Source organism: Brucella grignonensis (assembly GCF_002252505.1).
GTDB classification, from domain to species: domain Bacteria; phylum Pseudomonadota; class Alphaproteobacteria; order Rhizobiales; family Rhizobiaceae; genus Brucella; species Brucella grignonensis.
The window spans coordinates 41583-66050 of the sequence record NZ_NNRL01000154.1; the positions used below are offsets into that span (position 1 = coordinate 41583).

Sequence of the window (24468 nt, forward strand, 5' to 3'; positions counted from 1 at the left end):
GTTTCGATCTGATTGGATCAGATCGGCGCTCTAAATATTTGTTTTAACGCACATCTTTGTCCGAAAACCGTTTCATACTTTTCGGGATGCGCTCTAATCAGCAATCGATCAGACGATCAGCGCCTTTACAGCGGCAATCGCTTCGTTTGCCTTGGTGCCATCTGGGCCACCGGCCTGCGCCATGTCTGGACGACCGCCGCCGCCAGCACCACCGAGGGCGCCGGATGCAGCACGCACCAGATCAACCGCGCTGAAACGACCAACCAGATCTTCAGTCACAGCGGCAACCGCGCTTGCCTTGCCATCTTCACCAACGCCGATGAAGAGAACAACGCCTGAACCAACCTGCTTCTTGCCTTCGTCAGCAAGCGGCTTGAGATCGCGCGGCGAAACGCCGGTCACAACTTTGCCGAGGAAATTGACGCCATTGACGGTTTCCACAGCACTGCCGCCATCAGATGCACCGCCACTCAACGCCAGTTGTCTGCGGGCTTCTGCAAGTTCACGTTCCAGCTTCTTACGCTCATCAACCAAAGCGTTGACACGCTCAAGTGCTTCTGATGGCGTTGTCTTAAGAACACCGGCGATTGCCTTGACGCGTTCATCCTGCTCTTCGAGGTACAAGCGAGCCGCCTCGCCGGTCAGTGCTTCCATGCGGCGAACGCCGGCAGCGACACCACTGTCGGACAGAATGCGCACGAGGCCGATATCACCCGTCTGACGAACATGCGTGCCGCCGCAAAGCTCGACAGAGTAAGCCTTGCCAGCCTTTTCGCCGTGCTTAGCCGTTCCCATCGAAACAACACGGACTTCGTCACCATATTTTTCGCCGAACAACGCCATCGCCCCTTCGGCAATAGCATCATCCACGGCCATCAAACGCGTCGAAACCGGTGCGTTCTGCAGGATGATCTCATTTGCCAAGTTCTCGACAGCCGTCAGTTCTTCCGCCGAAATCGGCTTTGGGTGCGAAAAGTCGAAACGCAGACGATCGGGAGCCACGAGCGACCCCTTCTGCGCAACGTGAGATCCAAGCGTTTCACGCAGGGCCTCGTGCAGAAGATGGGTTGCCGAATGGTTGGAACGGATGCGCGTACGACGCTCACCATCAACCTTCAACTCGACCGCTTCGCCGACCTTTGCTGACCCTTTGGTAACTTCGCCCGTATGAACGAAAACGCCCTCGCCCTTCTTCTGTGTATCCTTGATGGTGATGACAAAGCCTTCACCGGAAATCGTTCCGGTATCGCCCTGCTGACCGCCGGATTCGCCATAGAACGGCGTCTGGTTGACAACGACGGAAACGGTTTCACCTTCGGCCGCAGATGCCACTTCCGCGCCATCGCGCACGAGTGCCGTGATAACGCCTTCAGCGCTTTCAGTTTCATAGCCGAGAAATTCGGTCGCGCCGACTTTATCCTTGATACCGAACCAGATGGTTTCAGTTGCGGCTTCGCCCGAACCGGTCCAGTTGGCGCGTGCTTCTGCCTTCTGGCGTTCCATGGCGACGTTGAAACCATCGGTATCGACCGTTACGCCGCGCTGGCGCAATGCATCCTGAGTGAGATCGAGCGGGAAACCGTAGGTGTCATAAAGCTTGAAAGCCGTCTCGCCATCAAGACGATCACCCTCAACGAGATTTTCCGAAGCATCGGAAAGCAGGCCAAGGCCGCGTTCCAGCGTCTTGCGGAAACGGGTTTCTTCGAGCTTGAGGGTTTCGGAAATCAGTGCTTCCGCGCGGATCAGCTCCGGATAGGCCTGCCCCATTTCCCGAATGAGCGCTGGCAGCAGACGCCACATCAATGGCTCTTTCGCACCGAGCAGCTGCGCATGACGCATAGCGCGGCGCATGATGCGGCGCAGCACATAGCCACGACCTTCATTCGACGGCAGAACGCCATCGGCAATCAGGAAGCTCGATGCACGCAGATGATCGGCAATTACGCGATGGCTGGCGCGGAAATCGCCCTCAGCCTTAACGCCAGTTGCATCTTCCGATGCGCGGATCAGCGCCTTGAAAAGATCAATGTCGTAATTGTCATGCACACCCTGCAAAACCGCTGCAACGCGCTCCAGCCCCATACCCGTATCAATCGACGGACGTGGCAGATCGATACGCTGCTCAGGAGAGAGCTGCTCGAACTGCATGAAAACGAGATTCCAGATCTCAATGAAACGATCGCCATCTTCATCAGCGGATCCGGGAGGACCGCCCCAGATATGATCGCCATGATCGTAGAAGATTTCCGAGCAAGGACCGCAAGGGCCGGTATCACCCATCGCCCAGAAATTATCATTCGTAGCAATGCGGATGATGCGATCATCAGAAAGGCCGGCAATCTTCTTCCAAAAATTCGCGGCATCATCATCGGTGTGATAAACGGTGACCAGCAGCTTGTCCTTGTTCAGGCCAAACTCCTTTGTGATCAGGTTCCAGGCATGGTTGATCGCTTCTTCCTTGAAGTAATTGCCAAAGGAGAAGTTGCCGAGCATTTCAAAGAAGGTGTGGTGACGAGCCGTATAGCCGACATTGTCCAGATCGTTATGCTTGCCGCCAGCGCGCACGCATTTCTGCGATGTGGTCGCGCGGCTGTATGGGCGCTGTTCAAGACCAGTGAAGACATTCTTGAACTGCACCATGCCCGCATTGGTGAACATCAGCGTTGGATCGTTGCGCGGAACCAACGGGCTTGATGAAACAACCTCGTGTCCGTTCTTGCGGAAATAGTCGAGGAATGTGGACCTTATCTCGTTGACGCCAGCCATAATTCACCCTTGGACATTTTCTGCCCTGCATGAGACGCCCCTCTTAACAAGGCGCATCGATTATCTTTTCACCACCCGCAAGGTTGCAACGATATCCGGCATTTTCATGCCGCCACGCTTCGACTGCCCGATCATGGAAAGTCCGTGAGGTGGAGTTTCGGTTGACCGCTTTTAACGGGGCACCGCTTTTCTGTCCAGATAAGCAGTGTGCGCTATAAAAGCAATTTCTCCCGGAAAGTATGAAAACGACAACTATGCAACAGTGTTCATAGCATTTCCAGCAAAAGTGCGAAGCGGCTTTGCGTAGGATAATGCCCAAAAACAAATAGTTACAGCGGTTCCAGCGATTCAGTCTTAACTGAAACCGCTAAAAGCAAAAAAACAAAAACCCTGCGTAATACGCAGGGCTTTCATCCATTTCATCATAAGACGGATTCTACATTTCTGCAGCTTCCGGACCATCATCCGCTTCAGGACCGCCATCTTCAAGAAATTGCTCGGCAATCAGGCCAGCATTCTGACGGAGCGTCATTTCGATCTCTTTCGCGACTTCCGGATTATCCTTGAGATACTGCTTGGCGTTTTCCCGACCCTGTCCCAAACGCTGGGAATTATAGGAGAACCACGCGCCCGACTTCTCAACAACACCGGCTTTGACACCAAGATCGACCAGTTCGCCCATCTTGGAAACGCCTGCACCATACATGATATCGAATTCAACCTGCTTGAATGGAGGTGCAAGCTTGTTCTTCACCACCTTCACGCGAGTCTGGTTGCCCACAACCTCGTCACGCTCCTTGATCGAGCCAATACGACGAATATCAAGACGCACTGATGCGTAGAACTTGAGCGCATTACCGCCAGTTGTCGTTTCAGGCGAACCAAACATGACGCCAATCTTCATACGAATCTGGTTGATGAAGATCACCATACAGTTCGAACGCGAGATCGAAGCCGTGAGCTTGCGCAATGCCTGGCTCATCAAACGTGCCTGAAGACCAGGCAATGAATCGCCCATTTCACCTTCAATTTCGGCGCGTGGCGTCAGAGCCGCGACCGAGTCAACGACCAGAACATCAATTGCGCCGGAACGCACAAGCGTATCCGTGATTTCAAGCGCCTGCTCACCAGTATCAGGCTGCGAAATCAGAAGGTTCTCAAGATCGACGCCAAGTTTGCGGGCATAGACCGGATCAAGCGCATGTTCCGCATCCACAAATGCGCAAATACCACCCTTTTTCTGAGCTTCCGCAATCGTGTGGAGTGCAAGTGTCGTCTTACCCGAGCTTTCCGGGCCATAGATTTCCACGATACGTCCCTTGGGCAGACCGCCGACGCCCAATGCAATATCGAGAGAAAGCGAGCCGGTAGGCACGGTCTCAATATCGACCACTTCGTTCTGGCCCAATCGCATGATCGAGCCTTTGCCGAACGCCCGTTCAATCTGCGACAGCGCCGCATCGAGTGCCTTTGTCTTGTCCACTGAATTTTCCTCAACAAGTCGCAATGATTTCTGAGACATCTTACACCATCCTCTTGTCTCGCTAGAAGCCCCGGGGGCTCATCGCCAATATCTATTTGTATCTGTTTTGTTCTCATTTTGCAATAAGGTCAAGCAGTTGATTTAAATAGATATAAATTTTTTGTTCTATTATTGTTCCTTAACATTAGGAACACGTAATCTGCACGACTGTCCACGCTTTAGTTCAAAAAAATAGGTGTTTGGGTTCGGCGATTCGCTCTCATAACGTAAAAACGCAGCTCTCCTTTCGAAGAGCTGCGCCAAAAAACGGATCAATATCCGAATCTTTGAACTTATCAGCTTGCACCACGAAGCGGTGAAATCTGAATTTCCACGCGACGATTCTGTGCACGACCATCCGGTGTCGCATTGGTTGCCACCGGCTGGCTGGCGCCATAACCAATAACTGCGAAGCGGCGAGGATCGATGCCCTGCGAGCCGAGATAGGTTGCAACAGACGACGCGCGGCGCTGCGACAGACCCTGGTTGTAGCTCGCACTGCCTGTTGAGTCGGTATGACCGAGCACGTCGACAAGGGTCTGATTGAACTTACGCAGAACAATCGCAACCGAATTGAGCGTTGGGTAGAACTGGCTCTTAACCTGATCTTGATCGGTATCAAAAGTGATAGCTGATGGCATGTTCAGGATAATCTGATCGCCGTTACGGGTAACCGAGACGCCCGTTCCCTGCAGCTGGTTGCGCAGCTCGGATTCCTGGCGATCCATATAGTTGCCGATAGCGCCGCCCCCGAGCGCACCAATACCTGCGCCAATCAGAACTGCGTTACGCTGTGCGCGGCTGGAGCCGCCAACCATAAGGCCGCCCAAAGCGCCTACAGCGGCACCGATTGCGGCACCGCCAGCGGTGTTCGACACCTTCTGTTCACCGGTATAAGGATCGGTGGTGCAGCCTGCCAGAAATGTGGCACCGATAAGGGCAATCCCGATTTTCTTCAGCATGTATAGGTTATCCTCAATTGTCGATTCGTCGCGAATGATAACTTCGATTAAGGCCGGATGGTGTCTTTAAATCCCCATCCGCGACTTTTAAAACGCGTTTTGTTCTGTTTGCAACAGATTGCCGACACTTGATCGCAGTGCTTCAGCCAATCCGCCCACATTGGCGCAGCTGTGTGGCATAACGATTGGCCATCGACTGCGCGCGTCTCGCACCGTTCAACGCGGTTGCGTTGCCGCGCCAGGCACCGCGTGCATAGCCGCCGTGACCGGAATAATAAGCGAGATACAGACTGTAGGCATCAGCCCGGTTAATGCCGTTCTTCTGATAGCTTTGATTGTGATACCAGCCGATGAAGTGAATGGCGTCGCCAAAGTTGCTACGCGAAGCTGTCCAACGACCTGTCTCACGCTTGTAACGATCCCAGGTCCCGTTCAGCGCTTGCGAATAGCCATACGCACTTGAAGCGCGTTTCCACGGGATAAAGCCAAGCAGCTTGGTACGCGGCGGACGTGCATAGGGGCGGAACCCGGATTCAGTGTAAATTGTCGCCATCAAAACATGGACAGGCACACCGAACTCGCGTGAAGCACGGGTCGCATCCTTCTGCCAATTATTTATCCAGCCGTCGCGTTGATCAAAGACTGCGCATACATTGCTGACCTGCCGTGGGGCGGTCGCGCAGCCACCGAGAATAACGAGCGCGACGAGAAACAAAACGCGCGTCATAAGGGAACCTCATTGCAATTAGAAAAATTGATAAATTGTAAAAATTAAGGAGGACTTAAACTAAGACATTGATTTTATTATGGTTACCACATGGTTTACCACCGCCCCTCATGGTTGTTGAGCGATTGAATTCATTGATGAATCAAGCGTCCGGTGCAACCATGAAATGCAACTCATAATTGACAGAGATTTAACTCTGGCCTGCAGGATGAAGGCCGAATTGTGACCAAAATTACAAGTGCTGGTAAAACTCGTCTATCGAAGATGGCACCCACATACAAATCAGCAGAGGAAAGTTTGATGAATGCGCAAATGCTTCGCGAAATTTATAACGAGTATATATCCTGCCTCAATTGCGCAGGACTGGGCATCGCTAAAGCTTTATGTGACAGAGGGTGTCCAACACAATGGTCGGAGGCTGGGTGTCGAGGGATATTGCGATATGCTCATTCGAGATTTTCAGCAAATACCCGATCTGCAATTCAATATAGGTCTCTTGGTTGTGGAGCCGCCAATCGTTGCGAGCCGCTTGGATTTTGATTGCACACCAGTCGGAGACTTTCTTGGGCTCCCCATTAATGGCAGGAAGATCCAGTTTTCCGAGAATGTTTTTTACGAATTTGCGGACAAAAAAATCAGTAAAGTCTGGTCTGTTCTCGATAAAGCAGCCATTGAAACACAACTCTGACACAGAAACGAAAATATGCGTTCAGCGCCGAGTTTGGCGTTCTGCTCTCAGGCGTGACCAATAATCAAGCCGTTTACGAATTTCGCGCTCAAAGCCACGCTCCGGCGGATCATAGAAAACCTGCCGTCCCATCGCCTCTGGAAAATAATCCTGGCCTGAGAACGCATCCGGCTGATCGTGGTCATAGGCATAACCATCGCCATAGCCTTCATTCTTCATCAGCTTCGTCGGCGCGTTGAGAATATGCTTGGGTGGAAGCAGTGAGCCATTTTCCTTCGCCGCACGCATGGAGGCTTTGTAAGCCATATAAACCGCGTTTGATTTGGGTGCTGTCGCGAGATAAACGCAGGCTTGCGCCAAAGCGAGTTCGCCTTCGGGCGAGCCAAGATAATCATAGGCATCCTTCGCAGCATTGCATATTGCAAGCGCCTGTGGATCGGCAAGGCCAATATCTTCAACCGCCATCCGAACCAGCCGGCGCCCCAGATAAAGCGGGTCTTCGCCAGCATCGAACATGCGGCTGAGATAATAAAGAGCGGCATCAGGATCAGAGCCACGCACAGACTTATGCAGAGCCGAAATCAGGTTGTAATGCCCGTCCTGTCCCTTGTCGTAAACCGGGGCACGGCGTTGAACCACGTACTGCAGTTTTTCGGCATCGAACACTTCATCAGGTCGGGCGGCACGCCATACTTCTTCAGCAAGCGTCAGGGCCGCACGACCGTCTCCGTCGGCCATTCGGATAAGACTTGCCCGAGCCTCATCATCCAGAGGCAACGGACGTTCTTCCTGTTCTTCCGCACGCATCAGAAGCGTTGCAATGCTTGTGCCATCATGCGGATGGAATGTCAGTACCCTCGCCCGCGACAGCAAAGCGGCATTAAGTTCAAACGAAGGGTTTTCTGTCGTGGCACCAATCAGAATAACCGTACCATCTTCCATCACCGGTAGGAAACTATCCTGCTGCGCGCGGTTGAAGCGATGAATTTCGTCCACAAACAACAAGGTCTGACGGCCCGACATGCGTCGTGCACGTGCTGATTCAAACACCTTCTTCAGATCAGCTACACCCGAAAAAATCGCCGAGATCTGTTCGAAAGCGAGTTCGGTTTCGCCAGCAAGCAGCCGGGCAACGGTTGTCTTGCCAGTGCCCGGAGGTCCCCAGAAAATCATGGACCCAAGCGACCCGGATGCAATCATACGCGTTAGCACACCTTCCGGTCCTGTCAGGTGTTCCTGGCCGGTTACCTCCGACAGATGACGCGGGCGCAAGCGATCAGCAAGTGGCCTGTTACGGTCCGCATTCGGATCAGATGCAGTGGAGAATAGATCACTCATTTCGCGGCGCTCAATGTCAGAAAAGCAAATGTCGTTTCAGGCATAGTCTCGCCTGAAACGACATGCAACTGTTTGGGACGGTGTATTAGAGCGCATCCCGAAAAGTGTGAAACGGTTTTCGGACAAAGATGCGCGTTAAAACAAATATTTAGAGCGCCGATCTGATCCAATCAGATCGAAGCGCGCTCTAGCGTACAAACTGGCGGATCAATGCGCCATTGCGTTCCACTTCAAGTCGCCATGCCAGACCACGCCCGTTGCTCAACGCAGTTATCAGATCGGCAATTGTGCGGATCGGATTGCCATTGATGCCGCGAATAATGTCCCGTTGACGCAAACCAAGCTGGGCTGCTTGCGAATTGACTATAACATCTGTGACGATGACGCCGCGTGCACCGTCACGCAGTCGCATCTTGGATGCCATCGCGGGGGTAAGCTCCTCAACCACTGCACCCTCAAATGGATTGTCCCCTTTGATGGTCTGCTTTTGCTGTGGCTTGGCTTCTGGCTCTTTCACCAGTTTCACTGGCAGCTTGCTTTCATTGCCATTCCTAACAATATCCAGCGTAACGGTATTTCCGATACCTGCTGTCGATAGGCGATAACCAAGTACATCAACATTGTCGGCACGCACCCCCTGAACCGACAGGACCACGTCACCGACTTTCAGTCCGGCTTCTTCCGCAGGACCACCCTTGATAACAGCTGTCACAAGAACACCGAACGACTTATCCATGCCGAGGCTCTCGGCAACATCAGGCGTGATGTTCTGGAAGGTAGCGCCAATGAATGGGCGTTCAAAGCTTGAACTCCCACTCAATGCGGCATCAACAACTGCGCGCACCATGTTCGATGGAATGGCAAAGCCAATGCCCACCGAACCACCAGACCGCGAGAAAATTGCCGTATTGATACCAATCAGACGACCGCGCATATCAAGGAGACCACCACCGGAGTTACCGGGATTGATCGCAGCATCGGTCTGAATGAAGAAGTCGAAATCTGAAACTCCAACCTGGGTTCTTGACTGGGCCGAAACGATACCGCTCGTCACTGTTTGCCCCACCCCGAACGGATTGCCTATCGCCAGAACCAGATCGCCAACTTCGACCTCATCGGAGTTCCCAAGAGCCAATACCGGGAATTTCTCCTTGGCATCTATTTTCAGTACAGCCAGATCCGTGGTTTCATCGCGAAGCAGAACCTTGCTCTCAAACTGTCGGCCATCAGAGAGAGCCACCTTGATCTCATCAGCATCCTTGATGACGTGATTATTCGTGACCACAATACCAGATGCATCGACGATGACGCCCGAGCCGAGCGATTGCTCGGTTCGCGATTTACCACCACCAAACTGATTACCGAAGAATTGTTCGAAAAACGGATCACCTGCGAAAGGCGAACGCGCCTGCACCTGTCGTGCGGCATACACATTGACGACAGCTGGTGCTGTTTCCTTCACAAGAGGCGCAAAGGAAAGCTGCATATCTGCGCGACTTAGAGGGATCTGTTTGCCCTGAGCAGGAACAGCGGTTTCCTGAGCGATCGCTGGCAAGGTGACCATACTGATCGATGCAAGAACCAGACCCGTAATTCCATAACGTCGCCAATTCATTCGCAAACTCCAGTTTCCATAATCAAGATTCCGATTCCTCGGATCATTACAGGCAATATGGAGATAACAAGGCCAAGGATAAAGGGCTGGAATAAGGCAAAGCGCATTACAGCTTCGTAATGAATTATCGCAAGACTATCAGCCTTGATTACAATCAGATCAAATTGCTTTTAGAGCACGTCCCGAAAAGCGTGAAACGGCTCTGGGAAAAGATACGCGTTAAATCAGAGGTTTAGAGCGTCGATCTGTTTCAATTAGATCGAAACACGCTCTAAATGCAAAAAGGGCCGCACGAGGCGGCCCTTTCAATATGCTATGTCGCGTAAGATTACGCTGCGTCAGCTGCTGCAGCAACTTCAGCTTCAACGCGTGCGCGATCAGCTTTGCCCTTGGCATCAACATCGCGTTCAACGAATTCGACAACTGCGAGCGGCGCATTGTCGCCGGTGCGGAAGCCTGCCTTCATGATACGGATGTAGCCGCCGTTGCGGGTTGCATAACGTGCAGCCAGCGTGTCGAACAGCTTAGCAACCAGCTTAACGTCGCGGATGGCGGAAATCGCCTGACGACGTGCATGCAGGTCACCGCGCTTGCCGAGAGTGACAAGCTTTTCTACGATTGGACGGATTTCCTTAGCTTTAGGAAGCGTGGTCACAATCTGTTCATGCTCGATGAGCGAAGCCGCCATGTTGGCGAACATTGCCTTGCGATGCGAGGCAGTGCGGTTCAGCTTACGCTGTCCATTACCGTGGCGCATGGCCTTCTCCTTTAATTCGTAACGTACCGGGATATGCCGGTCTTAATATTGGTCTTCGTAGCGCTTGGCGAGATCTTCGATGTTTTCTGGCGGCCAGGCTGGGATTTCCATACCAAGATGGAGACCCATCGATGCCAGAACTTCCTTGATCTCGTTGAGCGACTTGCGGCCGAAATTCGGAGTCCGCAGCATCTCGGCTTCCGTCTTCTGGATCAGATCGCCGATGTAGACGATGTTGTCGTTCTTCAGGCAGTTTGCCGAACGTACCGACAATTCGAGCTCGTCTACCTTCTTGAGCAGAGCCGGATTGAAAGCGAGTTCCGCAACTTGTTCCTGCGGAGCTTCCTTCTGTGGCTCTTCGAAGTTGACGAAGACCGCGAGCTGGTCCTGAAGGATACGCGCTGCATAAGCAACTGCATCTTCACCGCTCACGGAACCATTGGTTTCGATGTTGAGCGTCAGCTTGTCGTAATCGAGAACCTGACCTTCACGGGTGTTCTCAATCTTGTACGATACCTTGCGGATCGGCGAGTAAAGGCTGTCAACCGGAATAAGGCCGATTGGAGCATCTTCCGCACGATTACGGTCGGCAGGCACATAGCCCTTACCGGTGTTGACGGTGAATTCCATGCGGATTTCAGCGCCTTCATCCAGCGTGCAAATGACGTGATCCGGATTAAGGATCTCGACATCGCCAACAGTCTGAATGTCACCAGCCGTAACAACGCCCGGGCCTTCCTTGCGGACAACCATGCGCTTCGGGCCTTCGCCTTCCATACGGATGGCGATTTCCTTAACGTTCAGAACGATATCCGTGGTGTCTTCGCGGACGCCCGGAATGGAAGAGAATTCATGCAGAACGCCATCGATTTGAATGGCGGTCACGGCAGCGCCGCGAAGCGACGACAGAAGCACGCGACGCAGTGCATTTCCGAGCGTCAAACCAAAACCGCGTTCCAGCGGCTCAGCAACGACGGTTGCATGCGTGCGAGAGCCGTTGGTGTTGAATTCCACCTTGTTCGGCTTGATCAATTCCTGCCAGTTCTTCTGGATCATGTGGTTTTCCTCTATCAACTGTCGCTACCATCCTATCGTAGCGATCTTGTGAAGAACCGCAGAGGAGCCCCGGACCTGAATCCGGGGCTCATGCGGCATATAAGTGAAAATCAGACCCGGCGCTTCTTGCGCGGACGGCAGCCGTTGTGCGGGATCGGCGTAACATCGCGGATCGACGTAATCACAAAGCCGGCAGCCTGAAGGGCGCGCAGCGCAGATTCACGGCCAGAGCCCGGTCCGCAAACCTCGACTTCGAGGGAGCGCATGCCATGTTCCTGAGCCTTCTTGGCGCAATCTTCAGCAGCGATCTGTGCGGCAAACGGGGTCGACTTACGCGAACCCTTGAAACCCTGAGCACCTGCAGACGACCAGGCAATCGCATTGCCCTGTGCATCCGTGATGGTGATCATGGTGTTGTTGAACGTCGAATTTACGTGGGCAACGCCCGACGAGATGTTTTTGCGCTCGCGACGGCGAATACGCTGGGCTTCCTTAGCCATGATAGTCCTCTCAAAACTCGATCTCGACACCGCCGTAGTTCCAGCGGCTCCACCGGCCCTTTGATAAGGACCAGCACCGAACCCACCCGTTTATCGGGCAAGCCCGGCAGAACGATTGGTTCTGCCGAAAATTACTTCTTCTTACCTGCGATAGCCTTTGCAGGACCCTTACGGGTGCGTGCATTGGTATGCGTACGCTGACCGCGAACCGGCAGCGAACGACGATGACGCAGACCGCGATAGCAGCCAAGGTCCATCAGGCGCTTGATGTTCATCGAAACTTCACGACGCAGGTCGCCTTCGACCCGGTAGTCAGCATCGATTGCTTCACGGATCTGAAGGACTTCAGCATCCGAAAGCTGGTTCACGCGACGATCGTCAGCAATGCCGACCTTCGTTACGATCTGACGAGCAAATTTTGGTCCAATCCCGTGAATGTACTGAAGCGCAATGATTACGCGCTTGTTCGTCGGGATGTTGACGCCAGCGATACGTGCCACGTCTGTTCTCCTTGAGTTACATAAAAATCCATCTGGCAGATGCGATCAACCAGACAGCATTGTTTGACCGGTCCCGGCCTCTTACTATTTCCGCCAGAACCGACCATTCAAAACCAATTGAAGTGGCGCAGTCTTTGACGGAATCGCCCGAAAAAGTCAACTCCTAACTGTCCGTAAAGTCACCATAGCGACTTTGCAGACATTAAAAGCAACTTTCAGAAGCAATAAACGGACAGAAAAACACTAAATGTTCCTCTGTCCGTAATTCTTATTCAATCCAATGAGCCTTGAGGGCCCACGTCATGCAGGAACGAGAATTCTTTCGATCTCTGCAGTAACTTCCTCAACCGGCGCCATACCGTTGAGAACACGCAACTCACCCGTACCGGCATAATAAGCCGAAAGCGGTGCTGTCTTCTCGCGATATTCTACAAGACGCTTGCGGAAGGCTTCCGGGTTGTCGTCCGAACGAACCTGACCACCCTTGGCAATCGTCTCGGCAACACGGCTCTCCATCCGGTTGACCAATGCATTCTCATCGACTTTCAACTCAATGACAGCATCAAGCTTAAGGCCTTTTCCGACAAGCATTTCGCCAAGAGCCTGTGCCTGTGGAACAGTACGCGGATAGCCGTCGAGAATGAAACCAGCTGCACAATCTGGCGCATCGATGCGCTCGGATACAATCTGGTTTACGATTTCGTCGGAAACCAGCTGACCTGCATCCATGACGGCCTTGGCGCGCTTCCCGATTTCGCTTTGTTGAGCGACTGCTGCACGCAGCATGTCGCCCGTCGAAAGCTGAGGTATTCCATGCTTCTTGGTAAGAAGTCCAGCCTGCGTCCCCTTACCTGCTCCGGGCGGCCCAAGAAGTATCAGTCTCATTTACTACGTTTCCCACCTCTGAGTTTGGACTTCTTGATCAACCCCTCATACTGATGGGCAACAAGATGTCCCTGAATTTGCGCAACCGTGTCAAGTGTTACACTGACCACGATCAGCAGCGAAGTACCACCAAGATAGAATGGTACACCGGTCGCAGAAATCAGGAATTCCGGCAGAAGACAGACAAGCACAATATAGATGGCGCCGACAACCGTAATGCGCGTCAACACATAGTCTATATACTCTGCTGTACGTTCACCTGGGCGGATGCCCGGAATGAAGCCAGAATGCTTCTTGAGCTGGTCTGCCGTATCCTTGGGATTAAACACGATAGCCGTATAGAAGAAGCAGAAGAATGCCATCAACGCAGCATAGAACAGCATGTAAAGCGGCTGACCATGGCCGAGAGCATTGAGAATGGTCGTACCCCAGGCTGGCATTTCAGCCGTATTTGCGAAGCCTGCAACGGTCGCCGGCAAAAGCAGGAGTGACGAAGCGAAGATCGGCGGGATAACACCAGCAGTATTCAGCTTGAGCGGCAGATGCGATGTATCGCCCTGGAACATGCGATTGCCAACCTGGCGCTTCGGATACTGAATCAGAAGGCGACGCTGTGCACGTTCGACAAAAACGATGATCGCAATAAGCGCGACAGCCAAAACGATAACGCCAAGAATAAGACCGGTGGACAGAGCGCCCGTGCGGCCCAGTTCCAGTGTACCGGAAATAGCATGTGGAAGGTTTGCGACAATACCGGCGAAGATAATGAGCGAAATACCGTTACCGATACCGCGCGCAGTGATCTGCTCACCGAGCCACATTAGGAACATCGTACCGCCAACGAGCGTGATGACCGATGAAACCAGGAACATTGGTCCGGGATTTGTAACAATGCCGTTACCCGACTGAAGACCAACAGAAATCGCGTAAGCCTGCACGAGTGCGAGAAGCACTGTACCGTAGCGCGTGTACTGATTGATGATCTTGCGGCCCGATTCGCCTTCCTTCTTCAGCGCTTCAAGAGACGGAACAACCGACGTCATGAGCTGCACGATGATGGAAGCGGAAATGTAGGGCATGATGCCAAGTGCGAAAATGGCCATACGACCAACAGCACCACCGGCAAACATGTTGAAAAGCCCAAGAACACCCTGGCTATGCTGCTGGAATGCCTGCGCAAGCGCTTCAGGATTGATCCCGGGAAGCGGAATATACGTTCCAAACCGGTACACGAGCAGAGCGCCCAATGTGAACCAGATACGCTTCTTAAGTTCTTCCGCTTTCGAGAAAGCCGAAAAATTGAGATTGGAAACTAGCTGTTCAGCAGCCGATGCCATTAAATTTCTCCGGTGAAAAGTCTCCGGCCCTCCCCCTCTGCCGATACGAATCTCTGAGACCCGCACCCTCAGACAAAGAAGACCCTACCCAGATATGCGCATTGGCATAAAGGTGCAAGCGGCGGCACTAGGGCCGCCGCTTTTTATTTTGTATATCGAAGTCTTATTCAGCAGCTGCTTCGGGAAGCTTGACGCTACCACCGGCCTTTTCGATCTTTTCGATCGCAGCCTTGGAAGCTCCAGCAACGTCGAACGCTACCTTAGCCTTCAGTTCGCCATCCGAAAGGATACGAACGCCGTCCAGAGCGCGACGAATCACGCCTGCAGCCTTCAGCGACTCGAGGTTCACCACTGCCTTTGCATCCAGCTTGCCTGCATCGATCGCAGCCTGAACACGGCCGAGCGATACAACGTTGAAGCTCTTTGCAAAGATGTTGGTGAAGCCGCGCTTCGGAAGACGGCGGTAGATTGGCATCTGGCCGCCTTCAAAGCCGTTGATCGCTACGCCAGAACGGGACTTCTGTCCCTTGACGCCGCGGCCAGCGGTCTTGCCGGTGCCGGAGCCGATACCACGGCCGACGCGCTTACGCGCCTTTACTGAACCTGGCTTATCACGCAGATCATTGAGTTTCATGTCTCTATCCCCTGCGTTATCAAGCCTCGTCCACAACGCGGACGAGATGCTGAACCTTGGCGATCATGCCACGAACTGAAGGAGTATCCTCCAGCGTGCGGCGGCGGTGCATTTTGTTAAGTCCGAGACCGATCAGCGTTGCGCGCTGCTCGGCTGGACGACGGATAGGGCTTCCGATCTGTTCGACCGTAACCGTCTTACCCTTCTTCTCAGCCATCACTCAAATCCCTTGTCTATGGCGTATCCGGTGCTCGCGCACCGGACTGGCACAAACTATCGGCTATTCTTCCGAACCAACCACATCATGGCGACGAGCCTGAAGGGTCGAGTACTTGATGCCGCGCTGTGCAGCGATATCCTTTGGATGCATCTGATGCTTCAGAGCGTCAAAGGTTGCACGAACCATGTTGTAAGGGTTCGACGAGCCGAGCGACTTAGCAACAACGTCCTGAACGCCAAGCGTTTCGAACACCGCACGCATAGGACCACCAGCAATGATACCCTTACCAGCAGGAGCCGCACGAAGCAGAACCTTGCCAGCGCCGTGACGACCCTGCACATCGTGATGCAGTGTACGACCCGAACGCAGTGGTACGAAAATCATATCGCGCTTGGCAGCTTCTGTAGCCTTACGGATAGCTTCAGGCACTTCACGTGCCTTGCCATGACCGAAGCCTACGCGGCCCTTCTGGTCTCCAACCACGACGAGCGCGGCGAAACCGAAGCGACGGCCACCTTTAACGACCTTGGCAACGCGGTTGATGTGAACGAGCTTGTCAACGAATTCGCTGTCGCGCTCCTCACGACCGCGATCCTCGCGGTTACGTTCTCTCTGTGCCATATCCTATTCCTTTATTTTTTTCCGGAAGCACAAAATGCTATTAGAAGCTCAGTCCGCCTTCGCGGGCAGCTTCGGCGAGAGCCTTCACACGGCCGTGGTAAATAAATGCACCACGATCGAACACTACTTCGTTGACGCCTGCTTTTTTAGCACGCTCTGCAACCAGCTTACCAACAGCAGCCGCAGCTGCCTGGTCCGCACCGGTCTTGAGCTTACCCTTCAGATCGCCATCGAGGGTCGACGCTGCTGCGATGGTAACACCGCGAACGTCGTCGATAACCTGAACGTAGATGTTCTTGGAAGAGCGGTGCACGCTGAGACGTGGACGGCCGTTTGCGACAGCCTTGACCTGACGGCGTACACGAGCAGCGCGACGCTGCAAAGTTTCTTTTGGCGATGCCATGACGCGCTTCCCTTACTTCTTCTTGCCTTCTTTGCGGACGATCTTCTCGCCAGCATACTTGACGCCCTTGCCCTTGTAAGGCTCGGGGCCGCGATATTCACGAATCTCAGCCGCGACCTGACCGACCTGCTGCTTGTCGATACCAGAGACAACGATTTCCGTCGGCTTTGGAACAGCAACAGTGATGCCAGCAGGCACGTCATAGATTACTTCGTGACTGAAGCCGAGCGAAAGCTGGACATTCTTGCCCTGCATAGCAGCACGATAACCAACGCCGCTAATCTCAAGCTTCTTTTCAAAGCCCTTTTCGACGCCTTCGAAGATGTTAACGATCATCGAACGCGACATGCCCCACTTGGAGCGAGCTTCCTTGGACTGGTCACGAGGATCGACGCTTACAGCGCCGCCTTCGAGCTTAACCAGTACTTCATCGTGCACGACGAAAGACAATTCGCCCTTCGCGCCCTTGGCCTTGACGATCTGCCCATCAACACTGGCGGTCACGCCTGCCGGGACCGGCACGGGTTTTTTACCGATACGAGACATTTTTATACCTGTCTTCTATCTGTTCACTGTCAGCCGCATCAGAAGATGCGGCAGAGCAGCTCACCACCAACGTTTTGTTCACGAGCTTCATGATCAGCCATCACCCCCTTAGGGGTGGACAGGATCGAGATGCCAAGACCATTCGCAACCTGCGGGATCGACTTGACCGACACGTAAACGCGACGGCCAGGCTTCGAAACGCGGGTCAGTTCACGAATGACTGGAACGCCTTCATAATACTTCAGTTCGATTTCGATCTCGGCTTTGCCGTTCACGAATTCACTCTGCGTGTATCCGCGAATGTAACCTTCAGACTGAAGAACATCCAGAACGCGAGCGCGGAGCTTTGAAGCCGGGGTCGAAACCTTGGTCTTCTTGCGGCCTACTGCGTTGCGAATACGGGTCAGCATATCGCCGATAGGATCTGACACAGACATATGCTACTCCTTACCAGCTCGACTTAACTATGCCTGGAATCTGTCCAAGCGAACCCAACTGGCGAAGCGCAATACGCGACATCTTCAGTTTACGGTAATAACCACGCGGGCGACCCGAAACTTCGCAACGATTGCGAATACGGACCTTAGCGGAATTGCGCGGCAGTTCGGCGAGCTGGATAGTAGCGCGGAAACGCTCATCCAGCGGAAGGCTCTGATCCATTACGATCGCCTTCAGACGTGCACGCTTTTCAGCATGACGCTTAACCAACTTTTCGCGGCGCTTATTGTTTTCGACTGCGCTAGTCTTGGCCATATTAATATACCTCGCTACGCTTGCCGTTACTGCCGGAATGGGAAGTTGAAGGCGCGCAGAAGAGCGCGTGCTTCATCATCCGTCTTAGCGGTCGTGCAAACGATGATGTCCATGCCCCAGATCTGATCAACTTTATCGTAGTTGATTTCTGGAAACACGATGTGTTCCTTAACACCCATGGCAAAGTTGCCACGACCGTCAAAGCTCTTCGGATTCAGACCGCGGAAATCTCGAACGCGCGGAAGCGCGATCGTGACCAGACGATCAAGAAATTCGTACATGCGATCCGAACGAAGGGTGACCTTCGTACCGATTGGCATGTCTTCACGCAACTTGAAAGTTGCGATCGAATTACGGGCGCGAGTAATGACAGGCTTCTGACCGGCAATCAAGGCCAGATCTGCTGCAGCAACTGTTGGCTTCTTAGAATCGCCAGTTGCTTCGCCTACACCCATATTCAGGACAACTTTGGTGATGCGTGGAATCTGCATCTCGTTGTCGTATTTGAATTCTTCAAGAAGGGCTTTACGGATTGTGTCCTGATAAATCTTCTTGAAGCGTGGAAGTGCCTTAGCTTCAGACATCAGATCACCGCTCCCGAACGCTTTGCAACGCGAACCTTCTTGCCGTCCTCAATGCGGAAACCAACGCGAGTTGGCTTGCCATCCTTAGGATCAGCAACTGCCAGGTTAGACAAATGGATCGGCGCCTCTTTCGAGATGATGCCGGCTTCCTGAGTCTGTGTCTGGCGCTGGTGACGCTTTACAACATTAATGCCACGAACAACTGCTTTGTCGTCCTTTGGCATAACCTGAAGAACTTCGCCCTTACGGCCCTTGTCCTTACCGGACAGCACGACAACGCTGTCGCCTTTGCGAATCTTTTGCATCGTCTTGCTTCCTTACAGAACTTCCGGAGCCAGCGAGATGATCTTCATGTGGCTCTTAGCGCGGAGTTCGCGCGGAACCGGTCCGAAGATACGCGTGCCGATAGGCTCTTTCTTGTTATCGATGAGAACAGCTGCGTTGTTATCAAAACGAATAACGCTGCCGTCTGCGCGACGGATGTCCTTGGCAGTCCGTACGACTACCGCCTTCATCACGTCACCTTTTTTGACGCGGCCGCGCGGAATAGCTTCCTTGATCGACACCACAATGATGTCGCCCACGGAAGCGTAACGCCGCTTGGAACCGCCCAGCACCTTGATGCACATGACACGACGTGCGCCGGAGTTATCCGCCACGTCGAGGTTTGTTTGCATCTGAATCATGACTGGCCGCCTTCTTTTCCTTCAGCTGGTTAAGGGCTCCTGCCCTACCTAAGCTGCGTGTTTGTAATTTAGCCCGCTGTTACGTTCGAAAGAACGACCCAGCGTTTGTCCTTCGAAATTGGCTTGGATTCTTCAATAGAAACCTGATCACCAATCTTGAACTGGTTGTTTTCGTCATGCGCCTTGTATTTCTTAGACTGACGAATGGTCTTCTGGAGGAGCGGATGCGAATAGCGGCGCTCAACCTTAACCACAACAGTCTTATCATTCTTGTCGCTGACGACAACGCCCTGCAGAACGCGTTTAGGCATTATACTTGTTCCTTATGCCTTGCTTTCGGCCGCCTTCTGGCGGGCGATGGTCTTGATACGCGCAATGTCGCGACGAACTTGCTTCACGCGCGCGGTTTTTTCGAGCTGGCCGGTTGCCTTCTGGAAGCGCAGGTTAAACTGCTCTTTCTTCAGTGCGCCCAACTCATCGTTGATCTGATCGAGGCTTTTCGCCCGAACGTCTGCGGCTTTCATGACTGCCTCTCTTACTCTGCGATGCGCTGAATGAAGCGCGTCTTGACCGACAACTTTGCAGCGCCGAGTCTCAAGGCTTCGCGTGCCACATCTTCGGGTACGCCGTCAAGCTCAAACATTATACGACCTGGTGCAACACGGCATGCCCAGTAGTCAACTGAACCCTTACCTTTACCCATACGGACTTCGGTAGGCTTCGATGTTACTGGCAGATCCGGGAAGATCCGGATCCATACACGACCCGCACGTTTCATGTGACGGGTGATCGCGCGGCGAGCCGCTTCGATCTGTCGTGCTGTGACGCGGTCAGGCTCTACTGCCTTCAAACCGAATGCACCGAAATTAAGATCCGTACCGCCCTTCGAGTTGCCGTGGATACGGCCCTTGAACTGCTTACGGAACTTGGTGCGCTTTGGCTGCATCATTGTTCTCTACTCCAATTTTCTCGCCCGCGGCCCGCTTTTTAAGCGTTTTCGCGGCGGCGGTTCTGCTGGGAACCCTGATTGTCACCCTCAACCGCACGACGTTCAGAAGCCATTGGGTCGTGTTCAAGGATCTCGCCCTTGAATACCCAAACCTTCACGCCGCAGATGCCGTAAGCGGTCTGCGCTTCTGCCGTACCGTAGTCGATATCGGCACGCAGCGTGTGAAGCGGAACGCGACCTTCGCGATACCATTCCATACGTGCGATTTCAGCGCCGCCAAGACGACCGGAGCAGTTGATACGGATACCTTCGGCACCGAGACGCATTGCCGACTGAACGGCACGCTTCATGGCGCGACGGAATGCCACACGGCGTTCGAGCTGCTGAGCGATCGACTGAGCGATCAGCGTAGCATCGACTTCCGGCTTACGAACTTCAACGATGTTGAGGGACGTATCGGAATTCGTCATCTCGGAAAGCTTCTTGCGGAGCTTTTCGATGTCTGCACCCTTCTTGCCGATGATGATGCCCGGACGAGCCGAGTGGATCGTCACGCGGCACTTCTTGTGCGGACGCTCGATTACGATCTTGGAGATCGCAGCCTGCTTGAGTTCACGCGTCAGATACTCACGGATCTTGACGTCTTCATGCAGCAGTTTGCCATACTCACCGGTATTCGCGTACCAACGCGAATCCCAGGTGCGGTTGATGCCGAGACGAAAACCGATCGGATTAATCTTCTGGCCCATTATGCGGCCTCCCCTTTTTCCGCAACTTCGCGGACAACAATGGTGAGATGCGAAAACGGCTTTTCGATGCGGCTTGCCTTACCACGTCCACGAACGTGGAAACGCTTCATGACAATTGACTTGCCGACATAAGCTTCAGCAACGATCAGCGCGTCAACATCGAGATCATGATTGTTCTCTGCGTTGGCGATAGCCGATTCGAGCGTCTTTTTCACTGTTTCAGCGATCCGCTTGCGCGAGAAAGTGAGATCAGCAAGTGCCGCATTTACTTTCTTGCCGCGGATAAGTGCCGCGACAAGATTAAGCTTCTGCGGGCTGACGCGAAGCGTACGGGCGACGGCTTTCGCCTCGTTATCCTTAAGCTGGCGGGGAGCCTTGGCCTTGCCCATCTGTTACTTCCTCTTTGACTTCTTGTCCGCGCCGTGACCGTAATAGGTACGTGTCGGCGCGAATTCACCGAACTTATGTCCAACCATTTCTTCGGAGATCGATACCGGAACATGCTTGTTGCCGTTATACACACCGAAGGTCAGGCCAACGAACTGCGGCAAGATAGTGGAGCGACGGCTCCACATCTTGATGACTTCACTACGACCGCCCTCGCGTACCTTCTCAGCTTTCTTGAGAAGATAGCCATCGACGAACGGACCTTTCCAAACTGAACGAGCCACTTCAGACTACCTCTCTTACTTCTTGCGCTGATGACGCGAACGCATGATGAACTTATCGGTCGCCTTGTTCGAACGGGTCTTTTTACCCTTCGTAGGCTTGCCCCAAGGCGTGACCGGATGACGACCACCAGAAGTGCGGCCTTCACCACCACCATGCGGGTGGTCAACTGGGTTCATAGCAACACCGCGAACGTGTGGACGCTTACCGCGCCAGACCGAACGACCGGCCTTACCGTCATTGATGTTGCTGTGCTCTGGGTTGGACACTGCGCCAACCGTAGCCATGCATGCACCGGAAACCAGACGCTGTTCGCCGGAGTTCAGACGCAGGATAGCCATACCCTGGTCACGACCAACGAGCTGTGCGTATGCGCCAGCCGAACGAGCAATCTGACCGCCCTTGCCTGGCTTCATCTCCACGTTGTGGATGATGGTGCCAACTGGCATCGACGAAAGCGGCATTGCATTACCTGGCTTAACGTCGACGGACTGGCCAGAAATGACCTTGTCGCCGGCTGCCAGACGCTGCGGAGCCAGAATGTAGCTCAGCTCGCCGTCTTCGTAGCGGATCAGCGCGATAAACGCGGTGCGGTTTGGATCGTATTCCAGACGTTCAACCGTTGCGACAACGTCATGCTTGCGACGCTTGAAGTCGATGAAACGGTAAGAACGCTTGTGACCGCCGCCCTGAAAGCGAACAGTGATACGACCGGTGTTGTTACGGCCACCCTTCTTGGACAGACCTTCGGTCAATGACTTGACCGGCTTGCCCTTGTAGAGTTCCGAACGGTCCACGATGACCAGCTGACGCTGGCCTGGCGTGGTCGGATTAAAGTGCTTGAGTGCCATTGTCTTTACTCCATGGCCTCTCAGAGACCTGTCGAAACGTCGATGCTCTGGCCTTCAGCCAAAGTAACGATCGCTTTCTTGACATCGCTCTGGCGCCCGACAATGCCGCGGAACCGCTTCACCTTGCCTTTGCGCACAGTGGTGTTAACGGCCTTTACCTTGACGCCGAAGAGCGCCTCGATTGCAGCCTTGATTTCCGGCTTCGTCGCCTTGCGAGCTACGTTGAAGACAACCTGGTTATGTTCGGAAACAAGGGTCGACTTCTCGGTAATGACTGGGCTGACGATCACGTCGTAGTGGCGAAGATCGGTCATTTAAAACGCTCCTCGAGTGCTTCGACAGCTGCCTTGGAAAGCACGAGCTTGCCACGACGCAGGATGTCGTAAACATTGATGCCCTGTACTGGCAGAACATCGATGTTCGGGATGTTCGAAGCAGCGCGCTGGAAGTTCACGTCGAGCTCTGCACCGCCAATGAGGAGTGCATTTTCGAGACCGAGCTTTGCGAACTGCGAAACAAGCTGCTTTGTCTTGGCTTCGGAGGCAGCCAGATCATCGATGATGATCAGGTCAGATGCCTTTGCCTTAGCCGACAGAGCATGACGCAGGCCGAGAGCGCGAACCTTCTTCGGCAGATCATGATCGTGCGTACGGACAACTGGTCCGTGAGCCTGACCACCGCCGCGGAACTGTGGTGCACGAGCCGAATGGTGACGAGCGCGGCCCGTACCCTTCTGCTTGTACATCTTCGAACCGGTGCGGCTGATGTCGCTGCGGCCCTTGGCATCATGAGAGCCCTGCTGGCGGCGAGCCAGCTGCCAGCGCACGACGCGCTGAAGAATGTCGTCGCGTGGGTCGAGGCCGAAGATATCTTCGTTCAGCTTGACCTTGCCGGCATCCTTGCCTTCAAGAGTTGTAATCGTGAGATCCATTATTCGGCTCCCTCAGTCGCGACTGCATCCGCAGCTGCATTGTTTGCGCTTGAACGCAGGGCAGCCGGCTTAGGTGCATTCTCAGGCAGCGATACCTTGACTGCGTCACGAACGAGGATCCAGGCACCCTTGGAGCCAGGAACCGCGCCGCGAACCAGAATAAGGCCACGATCGCTATCTGTAGAGACAACTTCGATGTTCTGCGTTGTCACGCGGGTCTGACCCATGTGACCAGCCATCTTCTTGCCCTTGAACACCTTACCCGGATCCTGACGCTGACCGGTCGAGCCGTGAGCGCGGTGGGTAACTGAGTTACCGTGCGAAGCACGATGACCAGCAAAGTTATGACGCTTCATAACACCGGCAAAACCTTTACCGATCGAAGTGCCCGTCACATCGACCTTCTGGCCGGCGACGAAATGCTCGGCAAGAATTTCCGAGCCAACTTCAAGAAGGTTATCCGGTGAAACGCGGAATTCCGCAACTTTCGCCTTAGGCTCGACTTCAGCCTTCGCGAAGTGACCGCGCAGAGCCTTGGTCGTGTTCTTTACCTTGGCAAGTCCAACGCCAAGCTGAACAGCCGTATAACCGTTTTTTTCAACTGTACGCTGAGCTACCACGTGGCAGTCTTCCATGCGGAGAACTGTCACTGGTACATGCTCACCGGCGTCGTTATAGACGCGGGTCATGCCCAGCTTTTGTGCAATAACACCTGAACGCATCGGGTTCGTTCCTTCCGTCCTCAAGCCTTACAGCTTGATCTCGACATCAACACCGGCGGACAGATCAAGCTTCATCAGCGCATCAACTGTCTGCGGGGTTGGGTCAACGATATCGAGAAGACGCTTGTGCGTGCGCATCTCGAACTGTTCGCGGCTCTTCTTATCGATGTGCGGCGACCGGTTTACTGTGAACTTTTCGATCCGCGTTGGAAGTGGGATCGGTCCGCGCACGTTGGCACCGGTACGCTTGGCAGTCGACACGATTTCCCGCGTCGAAGCGTCAAGGATCCGATGATCAAACGCCTTAAGGCGAATGCGGATGTTTTGACCGTTCATTTGATCTGTTCCTTGTTACGCGGGACGCCTCCGAGGAGACGCCCCTGCACAAATCTAATTACTCGATGATCGAAGCGACGATGCCTGCACCGACGGTGCGGCCACCTTCACGGATAGCGAAGCGGAGCTTCTCTTCCATTGCGATCGGGACGATCAGCGTA

The 24468-nt window shown here is 53.8% G+C and carries 34 protein-coding genes and 1 pseudogene; 1 reads left to right on the forward strand and 34 read right to left on the reverse strand.

All coding sequences use genetic code 11. The annotated features are described in order from the left end of the window. Window positions 1–108 precede the first annotated feature (108 nt). The 4 genes from alaS to CEV33_RS06925 all read right to left on the reverse strand — a co-directional run bounded on the left by alaS (window position 109) and on the right by CEV33_RS06925 (window position 5977). Window positions 109–2766 (reverse strand): alanine--tRNA ligase, encoded by a 2658-nt coding sequence (gene alaS, locus CEV33_RS06910; RefSeq protein WP_094539745.1) that lies wholly within the window; start codon window positions 2764–2766, stop codon window positions 109–111. 436 nt (window positions 2767–3202) lie between these two features. After that, window positions 3203–4288: a recombinase RecA gene (gene recA, locus CEV33_RS06915; protein WP_094539746.1), complete on the reverse strand. Its 1086-nt coding sequence runs from the start codon at window positions 4286–4288 to the stop codon at window positions 3203–3205. Window positions 4289–4584: 296 nt separating this feature from the next. Beyond that, window positions 4585–5250, reverse strand: a complete 666-nt coding sequence (locus CEV33_RS06920; protein ID WP_094539747.1) for an OmpA family protein — start codon at window positions 5248–5250, stop codon at window positions 4585–4587. 142 nt (window positions 5251–5392) lie between these two features. Further along, window positions 5393–5977 carry a transglycosylase SLT domain-containing protein gene (locus tag CEV33_RS06925; RefSeq protein ID WP_094539748.1) on the reverse strand — a complete coding sequence of 195 codons (585 nt, stop codon included), beginning with the start codon at window positions 5975–5977 and terminating at the stop codon, window positions 5393–5395. Between the two features lie 300 nt (window positions 5978–6277). Between CEV33_RS06925 and CEV33_RS06930 the strand changes: the two are divergent. Then, a pseudogene (locus tag CEV33_RS06930) lies at window positions 6278–6665 on the forward strand (ester cyclase). Window positions 6666–6686: 21 nt separating this feature from the next. Here CEV33_RS06930 and CEV33_RS06935 read toward each other — a convergent pair. From CEV33_RS06935 to CEV33_RS07080, 30 genes are all read right to left on the reverse strand, one after another. Next, window positions 6687–8003, reverse strand: coding sequence for a replication-associated recombination protein A (locus CEV33_RS06935; protein WP_094539749.1), 1317 nt, complete (start codon window positions 8001–8003; stop codon window positions 6687–6689). Between the two features lie 187 nt (window positions 8004–8190). Next, entirely contained in the window at window positions 8191–9618 is a 1428-nt protein-coding gene (locus CEV33_RS06940) for a DegQ family serine endoprotease (protein ID WP_094539750.1), read from the reverse strand. A gap of 328 nt (window positions 9619–9946) precedes the next feature. Beyond that, the gene (gene rplQ / locus CEV33_RS06945) at window positions 9947–10375 is read right to left on the reverse strand and encodes a 50S ribosomal protein L17 (protein ID WP_094539751.1); all 429 of its coding nucleotides are present in this window, start codon (window positions 10373–10375) and stop codon (window positions 9947–9949) included. Window positions 10376–10417: 42 nt separating this feature from the next. Beyond that, entirely contained in the window at window positions 10418–11431 is a 1014-nt protein-coding gene (locus CEV33_RS06950; RefSeq protein ID WP_094539752.1) for a DNA-directed RNA polymerase subunit alpha, read from the reverse strand. A 110-nt stretch (window positions 11432–11541) separates the two neighbouring features. Beyond that, window positions 11542–11931: a 30S ribosomal protein S11 gene (rpsK, locus tag CEV33_RS06955; protein WP_024897028.1), complete on the reverse strand. Its 390-nt coding sequence runs from the start codon at window positions 11929–11931 to the stop codon at window positions 11542–11544. Window positions 11932–12062: 131 nt separating this feature from the next. Continuing rightward, window positions 12063–12431, reverse strand: a complete 369-nt coding sequence (gene rpsM, locus CEV33_RS06960) for a 30S ribosomal protein S13 (RefSeq protein ID WP_024897027.1) — start codon at window positions 12429–12431, stop codon at window positions 12063–12065. A 300-nt stretch (window positions 12432–12731) separates the two neighbouring features. After that, window positions 12732–13316 (reverse strand): adenylate kinase, encoded by a 585-nt coding sequence (locus tag CEV33_RS06965; protein WP_094539753.1) that lies wholly within the window; start codon window positions 13314–13316, stop codon window positions 12732–12734. After that, window positions 13313–14653, reverse strand: a complete 1341-nt coding sequence (secY, locus tag CEV33_RS06970) for a preprotein translocase subunit SecY (RefSeq protein WP_024897025.1) — start codon at window positions 14651–14653, stop codon at window positions 13313–13315. Before secY ends, CEV33_RS06965 begins: the two co-directional genes overlap by 4 nt. Before the next feature lie 163 nt (window positions 14654–14816). After that, window positions 14817–15287 carry a 50S ribosomal protein L15 gene (gene rplO, locus CEV33_RS06975; RefSeq protein ID WP_024897024.1) on the reverse strand — a complete coding sequence of 157 codons (471 nt, stop codon included), beginning with the start codon at window positions 15285–15287 and terminating at the stop codon, window positions 14817–14819. Between the two features lie 19 nt (window positions 15288–15306). Beyond that, on the reverse strand, window positions 15307–15504 hold the full coding sequence (gene rpmD, locus CEV33_RS06980) for a 50S ribosomal protein L30 (RefSeq protein WP_007875314.1): 198 nt from the start codon (window positions 15502–15504) through the stop codon (window positions 15307–15309). Between the two features lie 63 nt (window positions 15505–15567). Further along, window positions 15568–16128 carry a 30S ribosomal protein S5 gene (rpsE, locus tag CEV33_RS06985; protein ID WP_024897023.1) on the reverse strand — a complete coding sequence of 187 codons (561 nt, stop codon included), beginning with the start codon at window positions 16126–16128 and terminating at the stop codon, window positions 15568–15570. Between the two features lie 40 nt (window positions 16129–16168). Beyond that, window positions 16169–16531 carry a 50S ribosomal protein L18 gene (rplR, locus tag CEV33_RS06990; RefSeq protein ID WP_094539754.1) on the reverse strand — a complete coding sequence of 121 codons (363 nt, stop codon included), beginning with the start codon at window positions 16529–16531 and terminating at the stop codon, window positions 16169–16171. Window positions 16532–16543: 12 nt separating this feature from the next. Next, window positions 16544–17077 (reverse strand): 50S ribosomal protein L6, encoded by a 534-nt coding sequence (gene rplF / locus CEV33_RS06995; protein ID WP_094539755.1) that lies wholly within the window; start codon window positions 17075–17077, stop codon window positions 16544–16546. Window positions 17078–17115: 38 nt separating this feature from the next. Then, complete coding sequence (gene rpsH / locus CEV33_RS07000; protein WP_007875325.1) at window positions 17116–17514, reverse strand: 30S ribosomal protein S8; 399 nt, start codon at window positions 17512–17514, stop codon at window positions 17116–17118. A gap of 10 nt (window positions 17515–17524) precedes the next feature. Continuing rightward, on the reverse strand, window positions 17525–17830 hold the full coding sequence (gene rpsN / locus CEV33_RS07005; protein ID WP_007875326.1) for a 30S ribosomal protein S14: 306 nt from the start codon (window positions 17828–17830) through the stop codon (window positions 17525–17527). Window positions 17831–17856: 26 nt separating this feature from the next. Further along, window positions 17857–18414: a 50S ribosomal protein L5 gene (gene rplE / locus CEV33_RS07010; protein ID WP_094539756.1), complete on the reverse strand. Its 558-nt coding sequence runs from the start codon at window positions 18412–18414 to the stop codon at window positions 17857–17859. Next, window positions 18414–18719 (reverse strand): 50S ribosomal protein L24, encoded by a 306-nt coding sequence (gene rplX / locus CEV33_RS07015; protein ID WP_094539757.1) that lies wholly within the window; start codon window positions 18717–18719, stop codon window positions 18414–18416. Before rplX ends, rplE begins: the two co-directional genes overlap by 1 nt. Before the next feature lie 12 nt (window positions 18720–18731). After that, the gene (rplN, locus tag CEV33_RS07020; RefSeq protein WP_007875329.1) at window positions 18732–19100 is read right to left on the reverse strand and encodes a 50S ribosomal protein L14; all 369 of its coding nucleotides are present in this window, start codon (window positions 19098–19100) and stop codon (window positions 18732–18734) included. Between the two features lie 68 nt (window positions 19101–19168). After that, a complete protein-coding gene (gene rpsQ, locus CEV33_RS07025; protein WP_024897017.1) occupies window positions 19169–19411 on the reverse strand; it encodes a 30S ribosomal protein S17 in 243 nt (80 codons plus the stop codon). A 12-nt stretch (window positions 19412–19423) separates the two neighbouring features. Continuing rightward, window positions 19424–19624, reverse strand: coding sequence for a 50S ribosomal protein L29 (rpmC, locus tag CEV33_RS07030; protein ID WP_024897016.1), 201 nt, complete (start codon window positions 19622–19624; stop codon window positions 19424–19426). A gap of 11 nt (window positions 19625–19635) precedes the next feature. After that, window positions 19636–20049 carry a 50S ribosomal protein L16 gene (rplP, locus tag CEV33_RS07035; protein WP_007875332.1) on the reverse strand — a complete coding sequence of 138 codons (414 nt, stop codon included), beginning with the start codon at window positions 20047–20049 and terminating at the stop codon, window positions 19636–19638. A 38-nt stretch (window positions 20050–20087) separates the two neighbouring features. Continuing rightward, a complete protein-coding gene (gene rpsC / locus CEV33_RS07040; RefSeq protein WP_094539758.1) occupies window positions 20088–20798 on the reverse strand; it encodes a 30S ribosomal protein S3 in 711 nt (236 codons plus the stop codon). Next, the gene (gene rplV / locus CEV33_RS07045) at window positions 20798–21187 is read right to left on the reverse strand and encodes a 50S ribosomal protein L22 (RefSeq protein ID WP_007875336.1); all 390 of its coding nucleotides are present in this window, start codon (window positions 21185–21187) and stop codon (window positions 20798–20800) included. Before rplV ends, rpsC begins: the two co-directional genes overlap by 1 nt. Window positions 21188–21190: 3 nt before the next feature. Next, the gene (gene rpsS / locus CEV33_RS07050) at window positions 21191–21469 is read right to left on the reverse strand and encodes a 30S ribosomal protein S19 (protein ID WP_024897013.1); all 279 of its coding nucleotides are present in this window, start codon (window positions 21467–21469) and stop codon (window positions 21191–21193) included. Window positions 21470–21484: 15 nt separating this feature from the next. Further along, a complete protein-coding gene (gene rplB / locus CEV33_RS07055; RefSeq protein ID WP_024897012.1) occupies window positions 21485–22318 on the reverse strand; it encodes a 50S ribosomal protein L2 in 834 nt (277 codons plus the stop codon). Window positions 22319–22338: 20 nt separating this feature from the next. Continuing rightward, entirely contained in the window at window positions 22339–22632 is a 294-nt protein-coding gene (locus CEV33_RS07060; RefSeq protein ID WP_007875343.1) for a 50S ribosomal protein L23, read from the reverse strand. After that, on the reverse strand, window positions 22629–23249 hold the full coding sequence (gene rplD / locus CEV33_RS07065; protein WP_024897011.1) for a 50S ribosomal protein L4: 621 nt from the start codon (window positions 23247–23249) through the stop codon (window positions 22629–22631). The genes CEV33_RS07060 and rplD overlap by 4 nt, the downstream gene beginning before the upstream one ends. After that, complete coding sequence (gene rplC, locus CEV33_RS07070; RefSeq protein WP_007875345.1) at window positions 23249–23971, reverse strand: 50S ribosomal protein L3; 723 nt, start codon at window positions 23969–23971, stop codon at window positions 23249–23251. The genes rplD and rplC overlap by 1 nt, the downstream gene beginning before the upstream one ends. Before the next feature lie 27 nt (window positions 23972–23998). Then, the gene (gene rpsJ, locus CEV33_RS07075; protein WP_002964363.1) at window positions 23999–24307 is read right to left on the reverse strand and encodes a 30S ribosomal protein S10; all 309 of its coding nucleotides are present in this window, start codon (window positions 24305–24307) and stop codon (window positions 23999–24001) included. Between the two features lie 58 nt (window positions 24308–24365). Further along, the coding region (locus CEV33_RS07080; RefSeq protein ID WP_094539759.1) for an EF-Tu C-terminal domain-related protein at window positions 24366–24468 on the reverse strand (103 nt) is incomplete at its 5' end.